Annotated in this window: 15 protein-coding genes and 1 riboswitch; of the genes, 12 read left to right on the forward strand and 3 right to left on the reverse strand. The window is 65.0% G+C overall.

Features of this window, described 5'->3' with window-relative positions; translation table 11 throughout:
- Window positions 1–81 precede the first annotated feature (81 nt).
- The 7 genes from aspS to BL8807_RS07760 all read left to right on the forward strand — a co-directional run bounded on the left by aspS (window position 82) and on the right by BL8807_RS07760 (window position 8120).
- Window positions 82–1878, forward strand: a complete 1797-nt coding sequence (aspS, locus tag BL8807_RS07730; RefSeq protein ID WP_072726418.1) for an aspartate--tRNA ligase — start codon at window positions 82–84, stop codon at window positions 1876–1878.
- A 155-nt stretch (window positions 1879–2033) separates the two neighbouring features.
- Window positions 2034–2171, forward strand: a complete 138-nt coding sequence (locus BL8807_RS07735) for a hypothetical protein (RefSeq protein ID WP_162841416.1) — start codon at window positions 2034–2036, stop codon at window positions 2169–2171.
- Between the two features lie 139 nt (window positions 2172–2310).
- On the forward strand, window positions 2311–3117 hold the full coding sequence (locus tag BL8807_RS07740; protein ID WP_072726421.1) for an amino acid ABC transporter ATP-binding protein: 807 nt from the start codon (window positions 2311–2313) through the stop codon (window positions 3115–3117).
- An 89-nt stretch (window positions 3118–3206) separates the two neighbouring features.
- Entirely contained in the window at window positions 3207–4031 is an 825-nt protein-coding gene (locus BL8807_RS07745; protein WP_072726423.1) for a glutamate ABC transporter substrate-binding protein, read from the forward strand.
- Window position 4032: 1 nt separating this feature from the next.
- A complete protein-coding gene (locus BL8807_RS07750; protein ID WP_072726424.1) occupies window positions 4033–4710 on the forward strand; it encodes an amino acid ABC transporter permease in 678 nt (225 codons plus the stop codon).
- A 3-nt stretch (window positions 4711–4713) separates the two neighbouring features.
- On the forward strand, window positions 4714–5781 hold the full coding sequence (locus BL8807_RS07755) for an amino acid ABC transporter permease (protein WP_072726426.1): 1068 nt from the start codon (window positions 4714–4716) through the stop codon (window positions 5779–5781).
- Window positions 5782–6014: 233 nt separating this feature from the next.
- Window positions 6015–8120: a 5'-nucleotidase C-terminal domain-containing protein gene (locus BL8807_RS07760; protein ID WP_072726428.1), complete on the forward strand. Its 2106-nt coding sequence runs from the start codon at window positions 6015–6017 to the stop codon at window positions 8118–8120.
- A gap of 450 nt (window positions 8121–8570) precedes the next feature.
- Here BL8807_RS07760 and BL8807_RS07765 read toward each other — a convergent pair whose 3' ends face one another.
- Window positions 8571–14867, reverse strand: a complete 6297-nt coding sequence (locus BL8807_RS07765; RefSeq protein WP_193057465.1) for an endo-alpha-N-acetylgalactosaminidase family protein — start codon at window positions 14865–14867, stop codon at window positions 8571–8573.
- 364 nt (window positions 14868–15231) lie between these two features.
- On the opposite strand from BL8807_RS07765, the gene BL8807_RS07770 reads away from it, so the two are divergent.
- The 3 genes from BL8807_RS07770 to BL8807_RS07780 all read left to right on the forward strand — a co-directional run bounded on the left by BL8807_RS07770 (window position 15232) and on the right by BL8807_RS07780 (window position 20986).
- Window positions 15232–17802, forward strand: a complete 2571-nt coding sequence (locus tag BL8807_RS07770; protein ID WP_072723802.1) for a DEAD/DEAH box helicase — start codon at window positions 15232–15234, stop codon at window positions 17800–17802.
- A gap of 53 nt (window positions 17803–17855) precedes the next feature.
- Window positions 17856–19223: a replication-associated recombination protein A gene (locus tag BL8807_RS07775; RefSeq protein WP_072723805.1), complete on the forward strand. Its 1368-nt coding sequence runs from the start codon at window positions 17856–17858 to the stop codon at window positions 19221–19223.
- A gap of 272 nt (window positions 19224–19495) precedes the next feature.
- Window positions 19496–20986, forward strand: a complete 1491-nt coding sequence (locus BL8807_RS07780; RefSeq protein ID WP_072723945.1) for an MFS transporter — start codon at window positions 19496–19498, stop codon at window positions 20984–20986.
- A 275-nt stretch (window positions 20987–21261) separates the two neighbouring features.
- On the opposite strand, the gene BL8807_RS07785 is transcribed toward BL8807_RS07780, so the two are convergent.
- Together BL8807_RS07785 and BL8807_RS07790 are read right to left on the reverse strand one after the other, a co-directional pair.
- The gene (locus BL8807_RS07785; protein ID WP_072723807.1) at window positions 21262–21882 is read right to left on the reverse strand and encodes a TM2 domain-containing protein; all 621 of its coding nucleotides are present in this window, start codon (window positions 21880–21882) and stop codon (window positions 21262–21264) included.
- Between the two features lie 101 nt (window positions 21883–21983).
- A complete protein-coding gene (locus BL8807_RS07790; RefSeq protein WP_072723810.1) occupies window positions 21984–22289 on the reverse strand; it encodes a YhbY family RNA-binding protein in 306 nt (101 codons plus the stop codon).
- A gap of 107 nt (window positions 22290–22396) precedes the next feature.
- Window positions 22397–22549, forward strand: a riboswitch (FMN riboswitch).
- Between the two features lie 29 nt (window positions 22550–22578).
- Here BL8807_RS07790 and BL8807_RS07795 point away from each other — a divergent pair.
- Together BL8807_RS07795 and BL8807_RS07800 are read left to right on the forward strand one after the other, a co-directional pair.
- On the forward strand, window positions 22579–23178 hold the full coding sequence (locus BL8807_RS07795) for an ECF transporter S component (RefSeq protein ID WP_226805809.1): 600 nt from the start codon (window positions 22579–22581) through the stop codon (window positions 23176–23178).
- Window positions 23175–25760: an energy-coupling factor transporter ATPase gene (locus BL8807_RS07800; RefSeq protein ID WP_083570100.1), complete on the forward strand. Its 2586-nt coding sequence runs from the start codon at window positions 23175–23177 to the stop codon at window positions 25758–25760. Before BL8807_RS07795 ends, BL8807_RS07800 begins: the two co-directional genes overlap by 4 nt.
- Window positions 25761–25800: the final 40 nt, after the last annotated feature.

Genomic DNA, 25800 nt, shown 5'->3' on the forward strand with positions numbered 1-25800 from the left:
GTCGCGCGTGCGGATGGGCGACCCTGTGTTTGCGGGGCCCGGCCGGCATGCGGCGGCGGTTCACAAGGAAAACGAGGAAGCATGAGCCAGACGGCTTACAGAACACATCACGCCACCGAGGTGACGGAAGCGCTCGCCGGCGACAAGGTGACGCTGAGCGGTTGGGTCGACCGCCGTCGCGACCATGGCGGCGTGGCCTTCATCGACCTGCGCGACACCACCGGTCTGGTGCAGGTCGTCATCTACGACGAGGAGATGGCCCGCCCGCTGCGTTCCGAATTCGTGATCCAGGTCACCGGCGAGGTGCGCCTGCGTCCGGAAGGCAACGAGAACGAGCATCTGGCCACCGGCAAGATCGAGGTCGTGGCCGAGAGCATCGACGTGCTCGCCAAGTCCGACGCGCTGCCGTTCCAGGTCTCCACCGCGCTCGAGAACGAGTCCGAGAACAAGCTGCCCGGCGAGGAGGTGCGTCTGAAGTACCGCTACCTCGACCTGCGCCGCCCCTCCATGCAGCGCAACCTGAAGCTGCGCTCCGATATGAGCAAGGCCGCCCGTCAGGCCCTCGACGAGATGGGCTTCACCGAGGTGGAGACCCCCACCATGATCAAGTCCACGCCGGAGGGCGCGCGCGACTTCGTGGTGCCGGCCCGTCTGGTGCCCGGCTCCTGGTACGCCCTGCCGCAGTCCCCGCAGCTGCTCAAGCAGCTGCTCATGGTCTCGGGTGTGGAACGCTACTACCAGCTCGCCCGCTGCTACCGCGACGAGGACTTCCGCGCCGACCGCCAGCCCGAGTTCACCCAGCTCGACATGGAGATGGCGTTCGTCGACCAGGAGGATGTGATGGCCATGGCCGAGAAGGTCATCGCCGCCATCTGGAAGGCCGCCGGCTATGAGATCCAGCTGCCGATCCAGCGCATCACCTGGCAGGAGGCTATGGATAAGTATGGCTCCGACAAGCCGGATCTGCGCTTCGGCAATCCGCTGGTCGAGCTCACCGACTTCTTCAAGAACACGCCGTTCCGCGTGTTCCAGGCCCCCTATGTGGGCGCCGTCGTGTTCAAGGGCGGCGCGGCCACCCCGCGTCGTCAGTTCGACGCCTGGCAGGAGTGGGCCAAGCAGCGCGGCGCGAAGGGCCTGGCCTATGTGGTGTTCGCCGAGGACGGCGAGCTGAAGGGCCCTGTGGCCAAGAACCTCTCCGATGAGGAGCGCGCCGGTCTGCGTGAGGCCGTCGGCGCCGAAGAGGGCGACGCCGTGTTCTTCGCCGCCGGTGCCCGCGCCACCGCGCAGACGCTGCTCGGCGCCGTGCGCGTCGAGCTCGCCGACCGCGCCGGCCTGCTCAAGCCGGACGAGTTCGCCTTCACCTGGGTGGTGGACTTCCCGATGTTCAAGTCCACCGACGATCCGGACGACGACGATGTGGCGATCGGCCATTCCAAGTGGACCGCCATGCACCATCCGTTCACCATGCCGTCCAAGGATTGGGTCGACTCCTTCGACAAGGATCCCGAGCACGCCATGTCCGACGCGTACGACATCGTCTGCAACGGCAACGAGATGGGCGGCGGCTCCGTGCGTATCCACCGCGACGACATCCAGGACCGTGTGCTCGACGTGCTGGGCATCACCGCCGAGGAAGCCGCCGACAAGTTCGGCTTCCTGCTTGAGGCGTTCAAGTACGGCGCGCCCCCGCACGCCGGCATCGCCCTCGGATGGGACCGCGCCGCGGCCATCCTCGCCGGAGCCGAATCCATCCGCGACGTCATCGCCTTCCCGAAGGCCGGCGGCGGACGCGATCCGCTGACCGGCGCCCCGGCCCCGATCTCGGCCGAGCAGCGCGCCGAAACCGGCGTCGACTACGAGCCCGACGACGAGGAGTAATCTCCCTCGCATAACGCATCTCAAGCCCCTTGGCCTATGGTCAGGGGGCTTTTGCGTCGTGCCGGCACGGATCATCGGAGAGAATTGGGAAAGTGTTCACCGGGCGTTTGCCGGCGTTCGGCGTCTCGTATGCGGAGGCGACCTAGCGTGGAGATATGAGTGAACGCACGTGGTGGCGACGGCTGCACGACCGATTCGTCGCGAAGGTTCCCGAACGGATTGTTTATGGTCTGACCGCGGTGTGCGTGGTCGCCGCCGTGCTGGCGATTGAACTGCCTCGACTGTTCGGTTGAGACGACCACGCTTCGGTCTGATTCAGGTGGTTGGTTGGATCCGGACGGGCGGGGACGAGGGGATTCGAAGTACCCTTAGAAGCATTCAGATAATACTCAGATATTGTTTGCGAAACATTTGCAGGTATACTGTCCTCTTATGTCTGAGATGAAGAACAACGCAGCCGCACGTCCGCTGGCGCCGCTGGTGCCGGGGCAGGACGACCCGAACAAACCGCTCGTCGAGCTCGCCCACGTGGAGAAGCATTTCGGCGATCTGCACGTCCTCAAGGACATCAACCTCACCGTCACCAAAGGCGAGGTGCTGGTGGTGGTCGGCCCGTCCGGCTCCGGCAAGTCCACGATGTGCCGCACCATCAACCGTCTGGAGACCATCGATTCCGGCGTGATCCGCATCGACGGCAAGCCGCTGCCCCAGGAAGGCAAGGAGCTCGCCGCCCTGCGCGCCGAAGTGGGCATGGTGTTCCAGTCCTTCAACCTGTTCGCCAACAAGACGATCCTCGAGAACGTGACGCTCGCCCCGATCAAGGTGCGCCATATGGACAAGAAAGAGGCCGAGGATCTGGCCATGGACCTGCTCGCCCGCGTCGGCGTGGACAGCCAGGCAAGCAAGATGCCCAGCCAGCTTTCCGGCGGCCAGCAGCAGCGCGTCGCCATCGCCCGCGCGCTCGCCATGCGCCCCAAGGTGATGCTGTTCGACGAGCCGACGTCCGCGCTCGACCCGGAGATGGTCAACGAGGTGCTCGACGTGATGGTGGAGCTCGCCCGCGAAGGCATGACGATGATCTGCGTCACCCATGAGATGGGATTCGCCCGCAAGGCCGCAAACCGCATCGTGTTCATGGCAGACGGCCGCATCCTCGAAGAGGGCACGCCCGACGAGTTCTTCGACAACCCGAAAACCGACCGCGCCAAGGACTTCCTCTCGAAGATCCTCACCCATTAGGCCGCCGGTCGCACTCCGCACTCCGTCCATCCCGCCCGTCATGTGCGGCCGCCGCCACCGCGCAAGGCGGCCGCGCCAAAGGAAGAGCTATGAAGAACACACTGATCAAGCGGTGCGTCGCCGCCGTCTGCGCGCTCGCGTGCGTGGCCTCGCTGGCCGCCTGCGGCGCCGAGAGCGAGGCCGGCAAGATCCGCATCGGCATCAAATTCGACCAGCCGGGCCTTGGCTTCAAGAAGTCCGGCACCTACGTCGGCTTCGACGTGGACGTGGCGACGTACATCGCCCGCTATCTGGGCTACTCCGAGGACCAGATCATCTGGAAGGAATCGCCGTCCAAACAGCGTGAGGCCATGCTGCAGAACGGCGACGTGGATATGATCGTCGCCAGCTATTCGATCACCGACGAACGCAAGAAGACCGTCTCCTTCGCCGGCCCCTATTTCGTGGCCGGTCAGGACCTGCTGGTGCGCAAGGACGACGACAGCATCAAAGGCCCGGAGGACCTCAACGGCAAGCGTCTGTGCACCGCCACCGGTTCGACCTCCGCCGCCACCGTCAAGGAGCGGTTCGCCTCCGAAGTGCAGCTGATGGAGCAGCCGGGCTTCGCCGAATGCGCCACCGCCCTGTTCTCCGGCATCGTGGACGCGGTCACCACCGACGACATCATCCTCGCCGGACTCGCCTCCGCCTCGCGCGGCAAGCTCAAGGTCGTGGGCGTCCCGTTCACGCAGGAATACTACGGCGTGGGCATCCAGAAGGGCAACACCGAGTTCGCCAAGCAGATCAACGACGCGATCGAGCAGATGATCGAGGACGGCTCCTGGCAGCGCGCGATCGAGGAGAACACCTCCGGCACTGGATACGCTCCGAACAGCGAATACAACCCGCCGGAACCGACCGAAGGGGAGGAGTGAGATGGACGGATTCATCGAACTGTTCAGCGAATACGACGTGGTCGGCGCGTTCCTGGTGAACATCGAGATCACCCTATGGTCGGCCCTGTTCTCGCTGGTGCTCGGCGTGGTGCTCGTGATGATGCGCATCTCGCCTATCTCCTCGATGCGCACCGTGGCAGGCGCCTACGTGGAGCTGTTCAAGAACCTGCCGCTGACCATCATCATGGTGTTCATGGTGCTGGGCGCCTACGCGCAGCTCAAATTCGCCTTCTCCGACATCTTCGCCACGAACTTCTTCTGGCTGGCGGTGACGGGCCTGAGCCTGTACACGGCGGCGTTCGTGTGCGAATCCCTGCGCAGCGGCATCAACACCGTGCCGCTTGGCCAGGCCGAGGCGGCCCGCGCGTTGGGGCTGGGCTTCATGCAGTCGGCCAGCCAGATCATCCTGCCGCAGGCCTTCCGCGGATCCGTGGCCCCGCTGGGCAACACGCTGATCGCCCTGCTCAAGAACTCGACGGTCGCGGCCGCCGCGTCGGTCTCCACCGAGACCTCCTCGCTGATGAGCGAGATGATCGAGTTCCGCCCCGACGTGATCATCCAGATCTTCCTGATCTTCGCCATCGGCTATGTGATCCTCATCATTCCGATCGGCATGATCACCACGTTCCTGTCCAACAAGCTCGCCGTGAGGAGGTGACCCATGGCCGCAAACGAAAGCGCCGTACTGTTCGACCAGCCTGGTCCCAAGGGTCGCAGAACCATCCGCATCGTCAACTGGATCGCCGGAGCGGTTTTCGCGGTTGTGGTGGTGCTGATCCTCATGCGCCTGCACAATCCGCCGGACGGCGAGAACCAGCTGAGCTGGGAATTGTGGAAGCCCGCGCTTGAGGCCGAGGCATGGACCGACTTCTATCTGCCGGGTCTGTGGATGACCGTGCAGGCCTCCGTGGTGGCCGTTATCGGCTCGGTGGTGTTCGGTCTGGTGTTCGGCATCGGCCGACTGCTGCCGAATCCGCTGCTGCGTGCCGTCTCCGCGGTGATCGTCGAGTTCTGCCGCGCCGTGCCCGTGCTGTTGATGATGATTTTCTTCTGGCGGTGGTTCGCGTTCGCCGGCCTGGCGAGTCCGTCCTATTGGGCGGTCGTGCTCGCCTTGGTGCTGTACAACGGTTCCGTGGTGGCCGAGCTGGTGCGCTCGGGTGTGGGCAATCTGCCGAACGGCCAACGTGAGGCCTCGCTGGCGTTGGGACTGACCGAAACGCAGTCGCTGATGCAGATCGAGGTGCCGCAGGCCGTGTTCGCCATGCTTCCCGCCGCCGTGACCCAGCTGGTCGTGGTGGTCAAGGACACCGCGCTCGGCTCGATCATCATGTACACGGATCTGCTGCAGGAGTCGCGCCGACTGGGATCGATGTACTTCAACATCCTGCAGACGCTGGTGGTGGCCGCGGTGGTGTATTTCATCGTCTGTTGGCTGCTGTCCCGTCTGGCGGAATGGCTGCCCGAACATATGCAGCGCCGCACGGCCGCGCCGGTGGAACCGGAGGCGGTGGCGCCCATCGCGATCATGGACCCTTCGAACGTGAACCAGATCGCCGTGGCCAAGGAGGTCGAGGAGCGTCCGTTCGGAGGCGCGCCGCGTCAATACCATGTGCATCACCGCGGCACCAACGCGTCGATCCGCAACTGGCGTCGCACCCGCTACGAGCAGGGATACGACGAATACCAGCAAGGGAAAGGCGGCGAGGATGCTGAGCAGGAGGAGCGGTAGCGCTGCGATCCGTTTGATCCGGTAATTCTCGTACGCATTGCGGGGCTGTGGGACGCTTGGTCGTCCCACCGCCCCCGTTTGCTATGTGGTCGGGCTGATGATCGGGCGGTTGGATGGCTGATGACTGGCGGGAGATGGCGGGAGATAGCAGGGGAGTGGTAGATTGCTAAGCGTATGCCGGTTCGGGATGGCCCCCGAACAACGGCGACAGTGAGGGAAAGAAGCGTGTGATTATGCGTCTGACCATGTGTAGGAAATTCGTCGCCATGGCGACGGCCGCGCTCACGATAGGGGCGATGTCGCTCACCGTCGGCGCGGCGATGGCGGATGAGGGCGCGAATCCCTCCGTCACAGCCGGCGACACCACCACCGTCACGATCTTCGGCCTGTCCGACTTCCACGGGCATATCGAGAACGGTGGCTATCTGGCCACCGCGCTCAAGCAGACCCAAGCCAAGAATCCGAACACCATCTTCGCCGCGGCCGGCGATATGGTCGGCGCCTCCGCCTTCGCCTCGTCCATCGCCAACGACGAGCCTGCGATGGAGCAGCTGACGGCGATGAACATGGTGGTCTCCGCCACCGGCAACCACGAATACGACCAGGGCGCGGCCGACCTGGTGGACCGCATCATGCCGGGGATGAGCTCGGCGCAGTACATTGTGGCGAATGTGAGCGGCGGCGCGCTGGAGGGCAAGATCCAGCCGTACACCATCGTCGAAAGCGGCGGCAAGAGCATCGCCTTCATCGGCGGCGTGTATGAGACGCTGCTCGACTCGGTTTCGCCGGCCGGTATGGCGGGCGTGACGGTCAGCGATCCGGTCGAGGCGATCAACTCTTACGCCGACCAGCTTTCCGACGGTGACGAGAGCAACGGCGAAGCCGACGCGGTGGTGGCGCTGGTGCATGCCGACGCGCATCAACTCACCGGTCTGAACGCGAATGTGGACGCGGTGGTCGCGGGACACACGCATCTGGATCAGGAGACGCAGACCGCGTCCGGCGCTCCGATCGAGCAGACCAGGAACTACGGCGAATCCTACGCCACCATCGATCTGGAGATCACCGGCAGCGGCAAGGACGCGCAGGTGAGCGCGAGCGGCCGGCTGAATGATGTCATCGATAAAAAAAGCGGCGAGGCGCTGTATGCGGCCGACCCTGACGTGAACGCGATCTACGAGCGCGCGCAAGCCGCCGCCGACGAGCAGGGCAACACCGTGCTCGGCACCATCGACACCGGTTCCACCTTCAACCGCGGCCGCGCCGTCACGGGTGATCTGGCAAGCGAGGAGAACCGCGGCGTCGAATCCACGCTGGGAGTACTCAACGCCGACGCGGCGATGTGGGCGGCCAACGAACACGGCCAGCAGGCCGATATCGGCGTGATCAACGCGGGCGGCCTGCGCGCCGACCTCGATCCGAACGGCGACAAGATCATCACGCTGAAGGAGGCCCACGACGTGCTGCCCTTCGGCAACAGCACGGCGGTGGTCACCCTGACCGGCGCGCAGCTCAAGGCGCTGCTCGAACAGCAGTGGCAGCCTGCCGGCGCGTCGCGTCCGGTGCAGTGGCTCGGCCTGTCCAGCAACGTGAGCTACCACTACAACCTGTATACCGAAACCATCAACGGAACCACCTTGCCCCGCGGCGAGGTGTTCGACCTGACCGTGAACGGCGAGGCCGTGCAGGACGAGGACACCTTCACCATCGCGGGCAACCCCTTCCTGCTCACCGGCGGCGACAACTTCACCGTGTTCAAAGAGGGCACGAACTATGTGGACACCGGCTATATCGATTTCGACGGACTGTCGGACTATCTCCAGGCCCATCCGAACCTGAAGGCCGTGAGCACCCGCGGCAGCACCGGATTCTCTGCGGTTGATGTCGACGGCAACACCGTGAGCTTCACGGTGAGCGGACTCGCGTTCACCACCGACGAGCAGCGTCCTAAGTCCATCAAGCTCACCGCCAACGGCGTGGACTTCGGCACGCTGAAGATTCTCGACTTCTCCGGCGAGGTACAGGGGCCGGGCGCGGGGTCGGTGACGGTGACGAAGACGCTGTCCGACGCCGAGTTGGAGACCTTCCTCGATGGAACGGCGGCCGTTGCCGATTCGGCGACCTCGACCGACACCGCGACGATTCGCACCGCCGAGGTCGAGGTGCTGTTCACCGACGCCGAAACCGAGGATAACACCGGCGCTCCGGAGACCCAGCCGACGCTGCCCGACACCGGCTCGGCGACCTCCGCCATCGCGGCCGTGGCCGTGCTGCTGCTCGCCGGCGGCGTGATGCTCAAGCGTCGCAGCGTCGTCTACTCATCGGCGGACGCGGAATAGCGGTTCGCCTTCCGTATCCCATCTCGGCGTGGCATGGAGTGATCCGTGCCACGCCGAGATGTTTTGGCGGGGTGTGCTTTCTTCTTGCCGTCATCCTGAATGGACGGCACTTTCCACTGTCATCCTGAGCGGGACAGTTCTTTCCACTGTCATCCTGAGCGGAGCACGAAGTGCGTAGTCGAAGGATCTCCTTGACCTTTGCGGCATTACTGGTCAGGAGATGCTTCGACTCCGCTGCGCTCCGCTCAGCATGACGACGAGAGGATGGCTGGTGAGAGGATGGTTGCGTGTGATGATGAAGAAAGGCCGATGAGTCGACTGGGGGAGATATGACGAAGGCCTGTTCCGGGAATTTCCGGAACAGGCCTTCGTCATATTGATTTATGGGTTGTTGGTTGGGGGAGAGGGATGGGGCCGGTCGCTATGCGGCTGGCCCCATCAGCCAATCATTCAGCCGCGGCTGCGACGGCGAACCGTCAGCACCAGTCCGGCTGCGGCCATCACCATCGCCGCGAGGACGATCGCGAAGACGCTGGCACCCGTGCTCGAGATCGGCTTGTTGGTGGAGGCCGGAGCCTTCTCCAAACCGGCGATCGCGGCTTCGAGAGCCTTGAGCGCGGCGTCGACCTGCTCCTGGGTGGCGGTCGCGTTGGCGGCGGTCAGCTTGGCGCTGGCCAGAGCCTCGCGTACGGCCTTGGCGGACGCCTCGGTGTAGCCCTTGAGATCAAGGGCCTCGGCCTTGGCGATCGCCGCCTGCAGAGCGGACTTGTTCACCGTGCCCGGCTCGGGTTCCGTCGTGGCGGGCTTGAGGGCCTGCATGGCGGTCTGGAGCGCGGTCAGGGCGGCGTCCACGTCGGACTGCGTGGCGGCGGCGTTGTCCAGCACCGCCTGGGCGTCGGACAGGGCGGTCGCGAACGCGGCCCACGTCTCGGCCGTGTAGTCGGCCTCAACCAGAGCCTTGGCCGAATCGACCGCAGCCTGGAGGACGGCCTTGTTGACCTGCTCGGGTTCCGTCGTGGCGGGCTTGAGGGCCTGCATGGCGGTCTGGAGCGCGGTCAGGGCGGCGTCCACGTCGGACTGCGTGGCGGCGGCGTTGTCCAGCACCGCCTGGGCGTCGGACAGGGCGGTCGCGAACGCGGCCCACGTCTCGGCCGTGTAGTCGGCCTCAACCAGAGCCTTGGCCGAATCGACCGCAGCCTGGAGGACGGCCTTGTTGACCTGCTCGGGTTCCGTCGTGGCGGGCTTGAGGGCCTGCATGGCGGTCTGGAGCGCGGTCAGGGCGGCGTCCACGTCGGACTGCGTGGCGGCGGCGTTGTCCAGCACCGCCTGGGCGTCGGACAGGGCGGTCGCGAACGCGGCCCACGTCTCGGCCGTGTAGTCGGCCTCAACCAGAGCCTTGGCCTTGTCGACGGCGGACTGCAGGTCGGTCTTATCGACCGGCGGGGCCACCGGCTCCAGTGCCTCGAGGGCGGCGTTGAGCTCGGTTGTGGCGAGCAGCACGCTGTAGACGTCGGCGTTCTCGTCATCCAGCACGGCCTTGGCGGCGGCGAGCTTCTCGCTCATCGTCTTCCAGCTGTCCGCGGTGTAGTCGGACTCCCTGAGTCCCTCCGCCTCGGTGACGGCGGCCGTGAGATCGGTCGTGTCGGGGACGACCACGGTCGGCGGCACGTCGCGGGTCGTGGTCAGGCGCAGTTCGGCGGCAGAAGCATACTTGTTCATCTCGCCTGCGGTCTGGCCTGCGGTTTCGAGTGCGATGAACTTCACGGAAGTGACGTTCTCCACGGCGTCGAAGCTTGCCAACTGCCATTCGGTCGAGGTCGAGAACTCGCCTTCGACGGTGGTGACGTTGCCGTTGGTGCTGGTGCCGGTGACGGCGCGGGTGGTGCCATCAGTCGTCGTCAGCTCGATCTTGTACTTCTTGATCTTGCCGTTGGCGTTGGCTGCACCGGAACGAGGCAGATACCGCAAGCCGGTGATGGTGGTCGCTTCGGACAGGTTGAACTGGTACCAAGCGGCGTTATTTCCGAGGGCGTCATAGCCCCACTTGGTATGCCAGTGGGTGCTGTCCAGTCCGTCTTGGGCCAAATCTGCCGGGCCTTCGTTGCCGGACAGCGACTGTTCGCTGCCAACTAACACCGTGTAGGCATTGGTGGCCACGTCGAACTTGTCGCTGGAATCGTTGCCCGGAGCGTTCGGCATATATGTGTCGAGAGCCTCGAGCAGGGCGAACGCCGCGGTGTAGTCCTCGGCGGTGGCATCGGACTTGTTGATCAGCACCTTGGCCTTGGCCAGAGTCTCCTGATAGGTCGTCCACGCCTCGTCGCTGAACTTCGCCGACTGGTCATCGTACTTCTTGGTGACCTCCGCGAGCTTGTTCTCGGCCTCGGCCTTGGTCTTGCTCTCGGAGTCGACGCGCTCGATCACGAGGTTGTCGAGCACGATGTCCTTGTAGCCACCGAAGTTGGCGGCGGAATCTTTCTCGTCGAGACCTTGCAGATCGGGAGCCGTGGAGGTGGAGTAGATGCCGAACCAGGAATCCCCGTTGACGGAACCCGTCAACTCGAACTCGTAGTGGCTGGTCTTGCCCAGTGACTTCTTCAGGTTCTTCAGGGTCGTGCTGCTGTCGGAGAACTCTCCGGAGCCGACCGCGACGGCGTAGGAGTCGTCGGATCCGACCTGGTAGTCGAAGGAGATCTTGTACGTGCGACCCGGCTCGAACTCGAAGTTCTGCGGAACCGTCTGGTACACCAGCGTGCCCTTCTGGGTCAGGCCGTTGACCTTCACCGACCAGTCGCCGTCGAGCACGTCATCCATCTTCTTGACGTCCCAGCCGGCCTGCGTGTAAGGCGCATGCTTCTCGGACAGGTGGATACGGTTGTCCTCGACGCCTTCGGATCCGGAGATCACGAAGGGCCAGATGCCCTGGGCGTTGTTCTCGAAGTCGTTCGTCAGCTTGGTGACGTCGCCGCTCTCGTCGAACTCCAGACCATCATAGGCGTTGGCGACCACGCGCACGTTGTCGAAGTACGCGTCGCCCTCGCCCTGATGGGCCAGGGTCAGCGTGGCCTCGCCATTTTCGGGCGCGGTGAAGAACACATACATGTTCTGGAAGTAGCTGGTGCCGTCCACCGTGGCGGAATTCGTGTTGTGCGTATCCGCCTTGACGTAGTTCTTCGCGATACTGCGCGAGGTGGAGTTGGTGGCCAGCGTCTCACCGCCACTGGTGACCGTCATCGTGGCGTCGCCGTCGGAACGGTTGTCCACGCCGACGTACAGCGCGTAGCGCTCGCCGGGCGTCAGGTCGGTCAGCTTCTGGGTGGCCGAGATCTTGCCGGTGAGCTTGAGCATCGGGTTGCTGTACTGGCTCTTCGCGATGGAGGCTTCGCCGGTGCCCTTGAGGGTCCAGTCCTCCTCGAAGGTCTGCTCGCCGCCGTTGAAGCCGGCGTCGACCAGATGCATGCCCTCGCTCCAGGTGACCGAGATCTGCTTGGGGGTGGCGTCGCCCTTGTACACGACGTACGGGGTTTCGCCCTCGGCGGTCAGCGTGACCTTGCCGTCGACGACGGACACGGTCTGCTCGTCGGTCTTGCCCAGATCGGTGAGCTTGTAGACCTTGACGTTGGCGAGGTTCTGCCACTCGTCGGGAAGCGTCCACTCGGTGGTGCCGCCGGCGGTGTTCCAGTGGTAGAGCTTCTCGTCGTCGGAGTTGACGAACTCGCCGGTCTGCGCGTCCCACAGCCACGGCAGGAGGTAGGACTCGGTGCCGGTGCCGGTGCCATCGCCCTTGGAGACCGCGCCGGTGGCGACGACCTGACCGTTGAAGGTGATGGTGCGGTTGCGGTAGGCGGTGGAGGACTGGTCGTTCGTCTCGCGGGCGAGCGTCACGACGTTGCCTTCGTCGTCCTTGAGTTCGATGAACTCGTTGCCGCCGTTGGTTTCCGGATCGTACGAGGAGGTATCGTCGAGCGGGTTGTTGACCCAACGGCTCACCTTGAAGTGCTGGATGAACTTCGTGGACACGTCATGCGTGTACAGGTTGGTGATGTAGGCGTCGTAGTCGTTGCGGCCCTGCCATCCCTCGAAGTCCTTCATGTTGTAGCCGCCGAGCAGCGGAGCGTTGGCCGCGCCGCCGTAGGACGGATAGTCGCCGACCCAGCTGTCCTTCTGGTGGTTGCGCAGGAAGCGCATCACCTGGGAGTTCTCGCCCTTGGAGGTCGAATCGCCGTAGGTCAGATCGGCCGCCCAGTGCTGGAAGGTCGAATCGTACTCGTTGCCGGGACCCCATTCGGTGGTCATACGCCAGCCGTTGTCGTTGATCATCTTGGACATCTTGCGGGTCTCCCACGAATCCTCCGAGCCGGAGGAGGTCAGGTTGCCCCACACGTCCAAGTAGATGAAGTCCATGTTGTCGCCGACCTTCTCCTTGAGCTCGGCGAAGCGGTTTTCGCGGGCACCGGTGGCGAGATCCCAGATGCCGTCGATGCCGACGCCCTGATCGAGCCAGTTCCAGCCATAGCTCAGGCCGCCGCTGGAATTGCGGCGCACGGAGTCGTCGCTGAAGGCCTCGGCCTCCGGATACATTTCGGAGGCGTTGACATGCACACCGAAGCGGGCGCCGTATTCGGCTCCCTTCTCCATCAGCGTGTTCATATCCTCGGCGCCGCCCATACGCTCGCCGATGTCGCCGTAATCCGGGTGGCCGGAGTCGTGGCCCTCGTTGCCGTAGCCCTTGAGGAGCACGGACTGGCCGAGGCCGTCGGTGTTGAGCGCGACCTTCTTGACGTTGTCAAGCGTGGTCAGGAACGGATTCTGCGCCTGGGAGCCGAAGTTCATGGCGATGCGCCATGCCACCAGCTCGGGCACTTCCTCGGACTTGTACGGGTTGTTCATGATCGAACGGAACGCGATCGCGCCGTCCTGCCAATCGACCGTGTCGTCGTCGTTCTCGTCGCCGGTGATGACGACGGACATCTTCGGCATTTCGGTCTCTTCGACCGTGTAGGACACGCCCTTCGAATCGGTGACGGTGCGGTGGTAGTACCACGGGGCGCTGGCCAGGCCGAGCGAGTTCGTGCCGCCGACCGTCTGGGTGGTGGCGTAGATGCGCGTGTTCTGGGCTCCGCCGTACACGGGCGAGGCCACATAACGACCCTCGTTCTCGGAGTTGCTCCACATGCCGGCGCTCAGCGAGTTGCCGGAGATGAACGCGTACATGTAGTCGCGGTTCGTCAGGTTGGTCGCGGTGGTGATGTCGAAGTGCTCGTCGCCGGTTTTGTTGGTGTCGGACGACATGACGGCGCCGGTGAACTGCGCGCCGTCCTGATCCTCACGCATCGAGATGAGGCTCTGGTTCGGGAACGACACGGTCTGCACCGGCACCGGGTGCTCCTCGTCGCCGAGCTTGTTCTCGATCTTGGTGATGTTCAGGTCCAGCGTGTTCGCCTCGACGACGATCTCGGCGGTGATTACCGCGTCGATGTTCTTCTCGGCGTTCTTCACGTTCATCGTGTAGACGGCCTTGGTGTCGCTTTCCTTGGAGAACGTGACGTCGTCGTCGGTGAGCTCAACGTAGGTGTTGTTGATCTCCACGGTGCGCACGTCCTTGGACTGGCCGTACATCACGCGGTTGTCGAGCTTGGTCATCGTGTACTGGAGCACGGAGGGGAAGTTCTTCTTGACCTCCACCTTCATCTGCTTGGTGGAGAGGGTCTCCGTCTCGACGGCGGCCGCCTCGTTCAGCGTGATGGCGTCCACGGTGAGATCGCCGTTGATGATCTCGATGTCCTTGGTGACGTCCTCGTAGCCGTCCTTGCCGACCGAGATGGTGTACTTGCCGGCCTTGAGGTCGCCGATGGTGTAGGCGCCGCTGGCGTCGGTGGTGGCGGAGGCGCCATCGACGCGCACCTTGGCGCCCTCGATCGGCTGGCCCTCGGCATCGACCACGGTGCCGTTGACGGCGTACTTGACGGCCTCCACCTTGGTGAAGTCCTTGACGTACACGTCGGTGTATTCGGTGCCGTAGGTGGAAGCCTTCATGGCGACTTTGTCGCTGAGATTGGTCAGCGAGCTGTAGTTGACGTCGAAGACCTTCTCGCCACCTACGGTCAGTGTGGCGGTGGTGCCGTCCCAGTCGATGGCGACGGGCACTTCGGCATCCTGCTCGGGGATCGCGAAGGACGATGCCTTGTAGTCGCCTTCCCCATTCACGTAGAGCTGGTAGTACCATTTGCTGTAAAGGTCATAGCCAATGAACAGGCCGTTGCCCGGGCCGTCGTAGCCCAGATAGAAACCGAAGCGGTTCAGGGTGCAGTCCTGTGGCGACATGATGGTGGCGCGGATTCCGCCCTCCGTGCTGAAGTCGAAGCTGCCGTCGTTGATGGCCACCGCCGGGTATTGCGACGAGTTGGACGCGCTATTGCCGTTGCCGGCGCCGGACTTGAAATGCACCCAGTCGCCGCTTTCCTCGAGCGTTTCGTTGCCCTTGGTCACATCCGGGTCGAGTGTCCATCCGCCTGCGGACACGGGATCGTCCGCGGTCGGAGAGGCGGTGCCGTCCGTGGTCGTGCCGTTCGACGATTCGTCGTTGACCGGCGTGGTGTTCTGCTGTTCATATGACTCCGCCAGCATCTGCAAAGCGTAGTCTTCGACGTCGCTGGTCGAAAGCGGCGCGGCGAATGCCGTGCTGCCCCCCCCCAGTGGGACGAGAGCCAGTGCCGCCGCAAGCGCCACTGAGATCGCGCGTTTCATGTGCGATATATTCCTTTCGCTCTTCTTTGAGGTGCAGTCGCCCAAGCACCACGATGTGATAGAAATAGACGAAACTGCAATTGCGTAAGCAACCTTACAATAAATATCTCTCAAAGTAAAGCCAGTGCTTTTTCAGGTGTTGCGAAGGTTTTTGTGTGTGATGCGGATATTCGGGGGTGTTGAATACCGCTACTTGTCGGGGTATTTGGGCATTGAGGCGGCCTGTGGGATGGCTTGTGGTGCCGGGTTTCCGCTCTTATGGGTTGCTTAAATCCGCAGTGTGCGCATGTATTCCATTAGCTTTCTTAACTAAAAAAGGGGGTAGGATAAGCGGTGATAGAAGGCTGCGGGTAGACTGCGAACCATGACGGACGAACAGGGCGATAAGCGATACGGCTCATTGGGCGCGTTGGCGCCGGACTGGTACGACGACGGCGCGCGCAACCTCGCCGCCGACGACATCTACGAGCGTTTCTTCGAATGGGTGGTCGGCACCAAAGGCATCGAACCATGGCCTCATCAGGAGGAGGCGATCATGGATCTGCTCGCCGGCGACCACGTGATCCTCAACACGCCCACCGGCTCAGGCAAATCCCTCGTGGCGCTCGGCATGCATTTCGCCGCCCTATGCACCGGTCGCCGCTCCTACTACACCGCGCCGATCAAGGCGCTGGTCAGCGAGAAGTTCTTCGACCTGGTGGAGGTCTTCGGCCGCGACCTGGTCGGCATGATCACCGGCGACACTCATATCAACGCGGACGCGCCGATCATCTGCTGTACGGCGGAGATCCTCGCCAACCAGGCCCTGCGCGAGGGCCGCCGCGCCGACGTGGGCTGCGTGGCCATGGACGAATTCCACTACTACGGCGACCCCGAGCGCGGATGGGCGTGGCAGGTGCCGCTGCTCACCCTGCCGCGCACGCAGTTCCTGCTCATGAGCGCCACGCTCGGCAACGTGGACTCCATCGCCGACAAACTCGAATCCATGACCGACACGGACGTGGACGTGATCGCCGATGCGCCCCGCCCCGTGCCATTGACCTACGAATACACGCTCGACCCGCTGGAACGCACGGTGGAACTCGCCTTCAACGAAGGGTCCACCCCGATCTACGTGGTGCATTTCTCACAGGACGCGGCGCTGGAAACCGCGCAGGCGCTCGCCTCCACCGGCGTGAGCAGCAAGGAGCAGCGCACGGCCATCGCCGAAGCCATCAAAGGCACGAAATTCACCACCGCCTTCGGCAAGATCCTGCAGCGGCTGCTGCGCACCGGCGTGGGCATCCACCATGCCGGCATGCTGCCGCGCTACCGTCGTCTGGTCGAACAGCTCGCCCAACAAGGCCTGCTGCCGGTGATCTGCGGCACCGACACGCTCGGCGTGGGCATCAACGTGCCGATCCATTCCGTGGTGCTGACCGCCCTGACCAAATTCGACGGCTCGAAAATGCGCCGCCTGCGCGCCCGCGAATTCCACCAGATCGCCGGCCGCGCCGGCCGCATGGGCTTCGACACCGAAGGACTGGTGATCGCGGAGGCCCCCGAATTCGAGATCGAAAACCAGAAGGCCGTGGCCAAAGCCGGGGGAGACCCGAAGAAGCTCAAGAAGATCAAGCGCAAGAAGGCGCCCGAAGGCTTCGTGACGTGGAATGAGAACACCTTCGACAAACTCATCGACGCGGACCCCGAAACCCTCGTGCCGCATCTGAAGATCACTCACTCCATGGTGCTCAACGAAGTCGCGCAGGGCGGCGACGCGCGCTGGCGCGTGGACCGGCTCATCGACGATTCCGCGCAGAGCCCGGACCAGAAGGAACGGCTGCACCAGCGGGCCGACGAGATCTTCCAAACATTGTTCGACACCGACGTGATCGAAACCGAGGACCGCGACGACGGCGGCAAAGACTACTTCCTCACCGTCGACGTGCCCGACGACTTCGCGCTCGACCAGCCGTTGAGCCCCTTCCTGCTGGCAGCGCTGGAACTGCTCGACCCGGCGAGCCCCACCTACGCGCTCGACGTGATCTCCATGGTGGAGGCCACCCTCGAAGACCCCAAGCAGGTGCTGCGCGCCCAGGAACGCGCCGCCCGAGACAAAGCCATGGCCGACATGAAGGCCGACGGACTCGACTACGACGAGCGCATGGACCGCCTGCAGGACATCACCTATCCCAAACCTTTGGAGGATATGCTCGACGCGGCCTTCACCCAATACCGCCGCGACGTGCCCTGGGCCAACGACTACTGGCTCAGCCCCAAATCGGTGATCCGAGACATGGTGGAGACGGCATCCGACTTCACCGGATACATCGGCCGCTACAACATCGCCCGCTCCGAAGGCACGCTGCTGCGGTATCTGTCCGACGCCTACCGTTCGCTCGCCCGCACCGTGCCCGTCGACAAGCGCGACGAACAGCTGAGCGACATCATCGCCTGGCTGCGCGTGCTCGTGCGCTCCATCGACTCCAGTCTGGTCGACGAATGGGAGAACGCGGGCTCGGCCGACGCCAGCGAGGCCGCCGCCGCGCTCGCCGCTCCGGGTCGACGCGACGAGGTGGTCGAGGACCGCCGAGGACTCACCGTGCTGGTGCGCAACGCCCTGTTCCGCCGCGTGCAGCTGATGGACCTCGACCGGCCCGAAGAGCTGGGCGCGCTCGACAAGGACTGGGGCTACGGCGTGCACGAATGGGAGGATGCGCTCGACGACTACTATGACGCCCACGAATACGTCGGCGTCGACGCGGCCGCACGCTCCGCCGACCTGTTCGTGCTCGACGATTCGCACGAACGCGACGAGCACACCTGGAAGGTGCGGCAGATCATCGACGACTCCGACGGCGACCATGATTGGGCCATCGTAGGCGTGGTGGATCTCGACGCCACCCAGGAAAGCGGCGAGGTCGTATTCGTCGACTATTCGGTGGCCGCCGCGTAACGCCGCACCATGGGGTGTCGAACAAGTGTTCGACGTGAGGTACAGTGGTGCGTATGAGCGAGCAGGATTTGTTCGGGGCGACGGACGCACCCGAGGATATGACGCGGCCGTTGGCGGTACGCATGCGCCCGACCACCGTGGACGAGGTGGTCGGACAGCGCCATGTGCTGGGGGAGGGCTCGCCCCTGCGCCGCCTCGCCAACCCCGCCTCCAAGGGCAGCCTCACCGCGCCGAGCTCCATCATCATGTTCGGGCCTCCCGGCGTGGGCAAGACCACGCTCGCCACCATTGTGGCGCGCCAGTCCGGTCGAGTGTTCGAGGAGTTGTCCGCGGTGACCAGCGGCGTCAAGGACGTGCGCGACGTGCTGCAGCGCGCGCACGACCGGCTGGTGTCCAAAGGCGATGAGACCGTGCTGTTCATCGACGAGGTGCACCGCTTCTCCAAATCGCAGCAGGACGCGCTGCTGCCGGCGGTGGAGAACCGCGACGTGACCTTCATCGGCGCGACCACCGAAAACCCGAGCTTCTCCGTGATCAAACCGCTGCTTAGCCGATCCGTGGTGGTCAAACTCGAATCGCTCGAACCCGACCAGCTGTCCGAACTCGTGCGGCGCGCCCTGGAATCCGAACGGGGGCTTAAAGGCGAGGTCAAAGCCAGCGACGAGGCCATCGACGAGATTGTGCGCATGGCCGGCGGCGACGCGCGCAAAAGCCTGACCATCCTTGAGGCGGCGGCCGGCGCGGTGACCCATGACGAGGCGCGCAAGAAGGGCGCGCGCCGCCCCATCATCACCCCCGAAATCGTCGGCACCGTGATGGACGCGGCCACCGTGCGCTACGACAAAGACGGCGACGACCACTACGACGTGATCTCCGCGTTCATCAAATCCATGCGCGGCTCCGACCCCGACGCGGCCATCCACTATCTCGCCCGCATGATCCGGGCGGGGGAGGACCCGCGCTTCATCGCCCGGCGCATCATGATCGCAGCGGCCGAAGAGGTGGGCATGGCCGCCCCTCAGATCCTGCAGGTCACCGTGGCCGCCGCGCAGGCCGTGGCGCTGGTCGGCATGCCCGAGGCACGCATCATCCTCGCCGAGGCGACCATCGCCGTGGCCACAGCACCCAAATCCAACGCCAGCTATATGGCCATCAACGAGGCGCTCGCCGACGTGGACGCCGGGCGTATCGGCCAAGTGCCGCTGCACCTGCGCAACGCGCCCACCGCGCTGATGAAGCAGTGGGGCAACCACGAGGGCTACCAGTACGCGCACGACGCGCCCGGCGCCGTGGCCCCCCAGCAGTACATGCCCGACGAGCTGCGCGGCCGCGAGTACTACCATCCCAACGACCGCGGCTACGAGCACGAGGTGGGGCCGCGACTGGAGAAGATCCGCGCCATCCTGCGCCAGGCCGGGTGACGGTCTCGCGTGGGATAGGTCTCTCCCGCTCGCGTTCCGCGGTGTTGTTGAGATGTCCTACCAGCTCGGCTAAAGTCTGTTGAGGTCTTGAGTGGGCACCACGTCCGGCCTCCCGCGATTCTTCCGCGGTCGTATGCGCATGGACGGTGATAACGGCGGCTCGACCGGTTGGCAAACCATATTTCCGTGAGAACACCGTGAACGCCGGATAGGCGCGAGCGGCCGGCCATGCGCGGATACTCCCCGCGCGATGATGAGGAAGAGAGCGAATGATGTCCAACGTGCCCATCCAAACCACAGATCGAACGAACGGCGCGGTCGCGCCAACCGACGAGCGCATCCCGCTCAAGCTCATCGGCGCGATCGTCGCCGTGGGGTCGCTGGCCTTCATCGGCATCCTCACCGAAACGGTGATGACCGTGCTGTTCCCCGAACTCATGCGCGAGTTCGACGTGGACATGGCCACCGTGCAATGGATCACCACCATCTACCTGCTGGCCGTGGCCGCCACGATGCCTGTCTCGTCGTTCCTCAAACGCCGATTCCCGTTGAAGGCCATCTTTCTGGCTGCTCTCGCCCTGGCTATCGTCGGCTCGCTGATCATGATCGTCGCCTCCGCGTTCCCCATGCTCATCGTGGCCCGCGTGATTCAAGGCATCGGCTCGGGTATCGCCACGCCGCTGATGATGAACATCATCCTCGAACAGTCGCCGCGCTCGAAAATCGGCCGACTGATGGGCGTCGGCTCGCTGGTGATCACCGTGGCCCCCGCCATCGGCCCGACCGTGGGTGGCGCGGTGACCAGCGTGCTGCCGTGGAGGGCGATTTTCGTGGCCGCAGTGCCGCTGATGCTGATCGCCATGGTCATCGGACTCAAATGCATCGAACAGAAGGCACCCACCGAAGCCGCCTATCTCGACCCGATCCAGCTGCTGAGCATCGTGCTCGCCCTGTGCGGACTGGTGCTCGCGCTCAACCAGGCCGGCGTGGCCGTGAGCGCCGCCATGGCCGGCACGCCCGCGACTCGCAGCGCCGTCATCGCCGTCGTCAGCCTCATCGTGGGATTGGGCTCGCTCGTGCTGTTCGCGCTCAGCTCGCGCAAGGCGTTCTCGCCGCTGCTGCGCTTGGGCATCCTGCGTGACCGCGTCGTGCTGCTGCATCTGGTGGAATATACGATTCTGCCGATCGTCTCCATCGGCTTCGGTTACGTGATCACCAACGTGGCGCAGCTCTCGCTGGGGACCAGCGCCTTCCTCGCCGGCTCGCTGGTGCTGCCCGGCGCGCTGGTCGGCGCGGTCTGCTCGCCGCTCGGCGGCTGGCTGTACGACCGTTTCGGCGCGGTGCGGCCGATCCTCATCCCGCTGGGCATCGCCATCCTCGGCCCGGCGCTGCTGCTGGTGTTCTCCATGCGGCTCACCCCGGCGATGCTCGCCGGCTTCTACTTCATCTTCGGATTCTTCTTCGCGCTCGGCAACCCCAATGTGATGACCAGCGCGTTGAGCTCCATTCCGCGACAGTTCGCCCCCGACGGCAACGCGATCTTCAACACCTGCCTGCAGTTCGGCGGCGCGGCCGGCACGGCGTTGTTCTCCACGATTCTGGCCGTGGCCCAAGCCGGGCATGGCGAGGAGGGGAGCGCCGAGTTCATGCACGCCACCGCGGTGGGCGGCATGTGGACCTTCGCGGTGATGGTGGTGATCTGCGTGGCAGGTTGGGCCTGTCTGGCCGCCGCGTTCCGCATCAGGTCGCATCGCGCGGCGTAAACCCCGTTTCGCGGGGCGTGTGCCTTTACCCAAGCGGGACTCACTAATCATGATCGACAGTCGTCGGTAGCCGTATCGCGGGCGTGTGCCTTGCCCGGGCGGGACTTGTCGCGTCATGCGGCGGCCATGCGTTCGTGGGGCCTATCCGATCTCTTGACCGACGTGCCATAAGCATGTCATCGGCAGAACATAATGAACGGGGTGCGATCCCCCTCTCACTCGTGAGGGAGGAACGCACCCCGTTTCGCGTCCGTATCCGACTGCTTCGCGTCGGGTCAGTCGGCGAGTTCCCTGCCGTTGGCGTCTTGGTGCCACGGACTGCCGGGCTGGCTGCACAGGATGAGAATCGCCTCGACCAGCGCCCAGATGCCCGAGACGAGCGGTCCGACGATGACGATCCAGCCGACCAGCGTCAGCAGCAGCTGCGCGACCGCCTTGCCGGTGTTGCCCAGATAGAAGTTGTGCACGCCCAGCGATCCCAGGAAGATGCCGAGCAGACCGGCGGCCAGCTTCGACCTGCCGCCATAGACGGGCATATACGGCTGGCCGTAGGGTTGCCCGTACGGCTGCTGGCCATACGGTTGGCCGGTGTACTGGGTGTACGGCTGCTGGCCGTAGGACTGGCCGGTGTACTGGGTGTAGGACTGCTGCCCGTACGGCTGCTGTTGCTGGGCGTACCCCTGCTGCTGGTCGTAGTCCTGCGGCTGTTCGTACTGCGGCTGCGTATAGCCCTGGGTCGGCTGCTCGTATTGCGGCTGGCTGGTGCCGCCCTGCGGCGCGTAGGAATTCTGCGTCGACGCGTAGGAATCGGCCTGTCCGTAGCCGGTCTGCTGCGCGCCATAGCCCGCGTTCTGCTCGTTGTCGGGCTGGGGGACCTGCTGTTGATAGTCGGTCATGGCCTCTCCTTTACTCGATGATGCCGGGACGCTGTCGTCGGGCGTTATGCTCCATCCTCTCACGAGGAGGGGCGCTTATGGGCGCGGATGTAGCCGCGCGTCTACTCGCGCACCAAGCGGATATGCTCCACATCGTCTCGATGCGAGCGGCGGAAGAGCACGAAGCGGTTGCCGATGGTCTGCACGACCTCCGCGCCGAGCCGCTCGGCGAGATCCGCGGCCGCCTCCTTGGCGGTCAGCTCGGAACCGTTCTGCACGGCGCATTTGATGAGCTCGCGGCGTTCGATCAGATCGTCGGCCTGGTCCACGGCCGCGTCGGTCAAATCGTTCTTGCCCACGTGGAACACGGGATTGAGCTGGTTCGCGAGCGCGCGCAGCTGCTTGGTCTGCTTTTTGGTCAATGCCATATGAATCAAGTCCTGACTTGTGGTGTGCGTTGGCTGATGGAATGTCTGACCTCAGCTTAGCCGCACCCCATCCTCGGGCTTGTCGAGCGCGGGTTTTAGTTTGGAGGGGCAAGTTTCAGGGAAGGTGCGATTCCTTACTGGCGGTGACCCGCGTTCCTCGCTTCCATAATGGCGAACGCGGCAGCCCGCGACCCGCGCAAGCGGCTGATCCGGTGGGATTCCGGGGCCAACGGTTACAGTCCGGATGGAAGAAACGAGGGCTCAGATGAGCGTATCTTCGCATAACCATATGCATGCCACCACCAGCGAATCCAACGCGCACGAGGACGCGCGGCATAACGCGCATTCGACGGGCGTGGCCGATTCGGGGCGCTGGTCCACCAAACGCATCGCCATGTACGCGCTGTTCGTGGCGTTGGCGATGGTGACGAGCTTCATCGAATTTCCTTTGATCCCCGGCGTGCAGTGGCTCAAATACGATCCCAGCGGCATCGTGTGTCTGGTGGCCGGCTTCGCGTTCGGCCCCTCGGCGGCCGCAATCGTCAGCGTGCTGGGCTTCCTGCCGCATGTGTTCACGAATCCGTGGGGCACGCTGATGGCGGTGCTGGTGGCGTTGTGCCTGTCGGTGCCGGCCGCTCTGGTCTACCGCGGCAAGCGCACGCGTTCGCGCGCCCTGGTTGGCATCCTCGTCGGCGCGGTGTGCGCGCTGGCGGCCGCGCTGGTGGGCAATCTGCTGATCACGCCGATCTACGCGCATATGACCATGGCACAGGTGGCGGCGATGATCGTGCCGATTCTGCTGCCGTTCAACCTCGTCAAATTCGCCATCCACGCCGTCGTGACCTTCCTGGTCTACAAGCCGGTGTCGAATCTGCTGGACCGGGCATGAGTTCGCCTTCCGCCAACGGGACCGCCGCCGACGGCGCACCGGATTCGCCCGGCACTGCCGAGCGGGCCATCGCGCGGTTGGAACACGTCCGCTTCAGCTATGACGCGGGCGCGACCTGGGCGTTGGACGACGTGTCGTTGGACATCGCCCCGGGCGAATACGTGTGCCTGACCGGAGCGAACGGTTCGGGCAAATCCACGCTGGCGCGTCTGCTGTGCGCGTTGAGCGCGCCCGACGGCGGCGTCGTGACCCTGTTGGGCAGGCGCGTGTTCGACGGGCGTGGCGCGCACGCCGACGACTATCGGATGGCGCGGCGCGGCATCGGAGCGGTGTTCCAGAATCCCGAGGACCAGATCGTCACCACCATCGTCGAGGACGACGTGGCCTTCGGGCCGGAGAATCTGGCCGCGCCGCGAAACGACATCGGCTCTCGCATCGCCGACGCGTTGCGCGCGGTGGACCTCGCCGACATGCGCGCGGCCGACCCCACGCGCATGAGCGGCGGGCAACAGCAGCGCGTCGCCATCGCCGGCATGCTCGCCATGCGTCCGCGCATGCTCGTGCTCGATGAGCCGACCGCCATGCTCGACCCCGAAGCGCGGGCGGAACTGCTTGCGGTGCTCGACACGTTGCACGCGCGGGGCACGACCATCGTGCATGTCACGCATCACGCCGACGAGACGGCGCGCGCCTCCCGCATCATCCGGCTGGAGGGCGGCCGCGTCGCCGACGACGGCCGGACGGACGCGACGGATGCCGTGCCGACGATCTGCGATGCCTCCGCAGACGCGGCCGACGATACCGCGGAAATGGCGGCCGGCGGCTACGGCGATGCGGCGGACGGCCGTGCCGAATCCTCATCGCGTATGGGGACGGACCCCGACGCGGAAACGGACGAATCGGACCAGACGCGGCGCAATCCGCGGACCGAAACCCATCGGCCACCGTCGGATGCATCCCGACCAGCCGACGAGACGCGTCCGGATTCCGATACCGGGCCGGCCGTCACGGTGGACCACGTGAGCTTCTCCTTTTCCGGTGCCGAGAGCCCGGCGCTCGACGACGTGTCGTTCGACGTGCGTCGGGGCGAGGTCCTGGCCATCATGGGACGCAACGGCTCCGGCAAATCCACGCTGGCCCGTCTGCTGTGCGCGTTGGAGACCCCAAGCCGTGGCGATATCACGGTCGGGGGAGTGAAGGTCGCCACGGGGCGAGCGTCGGGCGCATCGAAACGCGCGCCGCGCAAAGCCTTGCGCGAGCTGCGTCGGCAGGTCGGCTACGTGATGCAGCATCCCGAACGACAGCTGTTCGCCGAAACGGTCGCCGACGACGTGGCCTACGGTCCGCGCAACCAGGGATTATCCGAACGCGAGGTCGACGACCGGGTGGCGTGGGCGTTGTCGATGCTCGGCATCGCCCATCTTGCCGACCGCGACCCGTTCAGCCTGTCCGGCGGACAGCAGCGCCTGGCCGCGGTCGCCGGCGTGATCGCCTGCCTCCCGCGCGTGCTGGTGCTCGACGAGCCGACCGCCAGCCTGGATGAACGGGCGAGCGCCGCGATCCGCCGGCTGGTGCGCGAGCTGCAAACCCAAGGCGTGACGGTGCTGATCGTCACCCATAACGCACATGAGGCGCGCGAACTCGCCGACCGCGTGCTGGTTATGCGGCACGGGCGGGTGGCGTCGCTGCTGGCGGTGGAAGATGCCTTCTCGGACGGTGGCGCGCTGAATGACGAAGGTGCGCGGACCGATGACACAAACGAATCAGACGAAATCCACGCCGGCTCCGACCGCGCGACGAAGCGGCCTTCTCGCGCGCCGCTGGCCCAAGTGGACCCGCGCGTGAAGATGGTCGCGTTTCTGGCGATGATGTTCACCGCCTTCGCCATCGCCACGCCGGCGCAACTGGCGCTGTGCGCGGCGATGGCGGCCGGGCTGATCGCCGCGGCGCGTCTGCGTCCGCTGCGGCTGCTCGCCTCGGTGCGCGCCTTCCTCGCGCTGTTCGTGGTGATGGGGCTGCTGAACGTGTTCTTCGTGCGCGGCGGCACGCCGATCGCCCAATTCGGCCCGATCACGATCACCGACGAGGGCGTGGGCATCGCCGTGCTGTACGCGTGCCGTTTCGCGCTGGTCATCGTCATGGGCGCGATCTTTCTGGAAACCACCACCCCCACGCGAATGACCGACGCGTTCGCGTCGCTGCTGAGCCCATTGCGCAGGCTCGGCGTGCACACGCAGGAACTGTCGCTGGTGCTGAGCCTCGCCCTGCGGTTCATCCCCACACTCATGCAGGAGACCATGGCCGTCATCGACGCGCAGTCGGCGCGCGGCGGCGGAGTGGAAACCGGCACGCCGACGCGGCGGATCAGGGCGTTGGCCGCCATCATCGTGCCGGTGTTCGCCGGAACCCTGCGGCATGCCGGCAATCTCGGCCTTGCGTTGGACGCGCGCTGTTATGAGGAGGGGATCCGCCGCACGCAATGGCATGCGATGCGCGTCTCCTCACGCGACGTCGTGTTCGCCGCGCTCGCCGTGGCCTACATCGCGGCATTGCTGGCGATTCCCGCGTTCCTCGTGTGGTGACGTGATGAAATGGTCCCGCTCCAGCCTGTCGGGTTCGGCG

Source organism: Bifidobacterium lemurum (assembly GCF_014898175.1).
GTDB lineage: Bacteria > Actinomycetota > Actinomycetes > Actinomycetales > Bifidobacteriaceae > Bifidobacterium > Bifidobacterium lemurum.

Bases quoted from the DNA above. Each gene is read 5' to 3' on its own strand.
- BL8807_RS07740 (WP_072726421.1), top strand. From the start codon at position 2,311: ATGTCTGAGATGAAGAACAACGCAGCCGCACGTCCGCTGGCGCCGCTG.
- BL8807_RS07750 (WP_072726424.1), top strand. From the start codon at position 4,033: ATGGACGGATTCATCGAACTGTTCAGCGAATACGACGTGGTCGGCGCG.
- BL8807_RS07775 (WP_072723805.1), top strand. From the start codon at position 17,856: ATGAGCGAGCAGGATTTGTTCGGGGCGACGGACGCACCCGAGGATATG.
- BL8807_RS07785 (WP_072723807.1), bottom strand. From the start codon at position 21,882: ATGACCGACTATCAACAGCAGGTCCCCCAGCCCGACAACGAGCAGAAC.
- BL8807_RS07780 (WP_072723945.1), top strand. From the start codon at position 19,496: ATGTCCAACGTGCCCATCCAAACCACAGATCGAACGAACGGCGCGGTC.
- BL8807_RS07755 (WP_072726426.1), top strand. From the start codon at position 4,714: ATGGCCGCAAACGAAAGCGCCGTACTGTTCGACCAGCCTGGTCCCAAG.
- BL8807_RS07770 (WP_072723802.1), top strand. From the start codon at position 15,232: ATGACGGACGAACAGGGCGATAAGCGATACGGCTCATTGGGCGCGTTG.
- BL8807_RS07790 (WP_072723810.1), bottom strand. From the start codon at position 22,289: ATGGCATTGACCAAAAAGCAGACCAAGCAGCTGCGCGCGCTCGCGAAC.
- BL8807_RS07765 (WP_193057465.1), bottom strand. From the start codon at position 14,867: ATGAAACGCGCGATCTCAGTGGCGCTTGCGGCGGCACTGGCTCTCGTC.
- BL8807_RS07760 (WP_072726428.1), top strand. From the start codon at position 6,015: ATGCGTCTGACCATGTGTAGGAAATTCGTCGCCATGGCGACGGCCGCG.
- BL8807_RS07800 (WP_083570100.1), top strand. From the start codon at position 23,175: ATGAGTTCGCCTTCCGCCAACGGGACCGCCGCCGACGGCGCACCGGAT.
- BL8807_RS07735 (WP_162841416.1), top strand. From the start codon at position 2,034: ATGAGTGAACGCACGTGGTGGCGACGGCTGCACGACCGATTCGTCGCG.
- aspS (WP_072726418.1), top strand. From the start codon at position 82: ATGAGCCAGACGGCTTACAGAACACATCACGCCACCGAGGTGACGGAA.
- BL8807_RS07795 (WP_226805809.1), top strand. From the start codon at position 22,579: ATGCATGCCACCACCAGCGAATCCAACGCGCACGAGGACGCGCGGCAT.
- BL8807_RS07745 (WP_072726423.1), top strand. From the start codon at position 3,207: ATGAAGAACACACTGATCAAGCGGTGCGTCGCCGCCGTCTGCGCGCTC.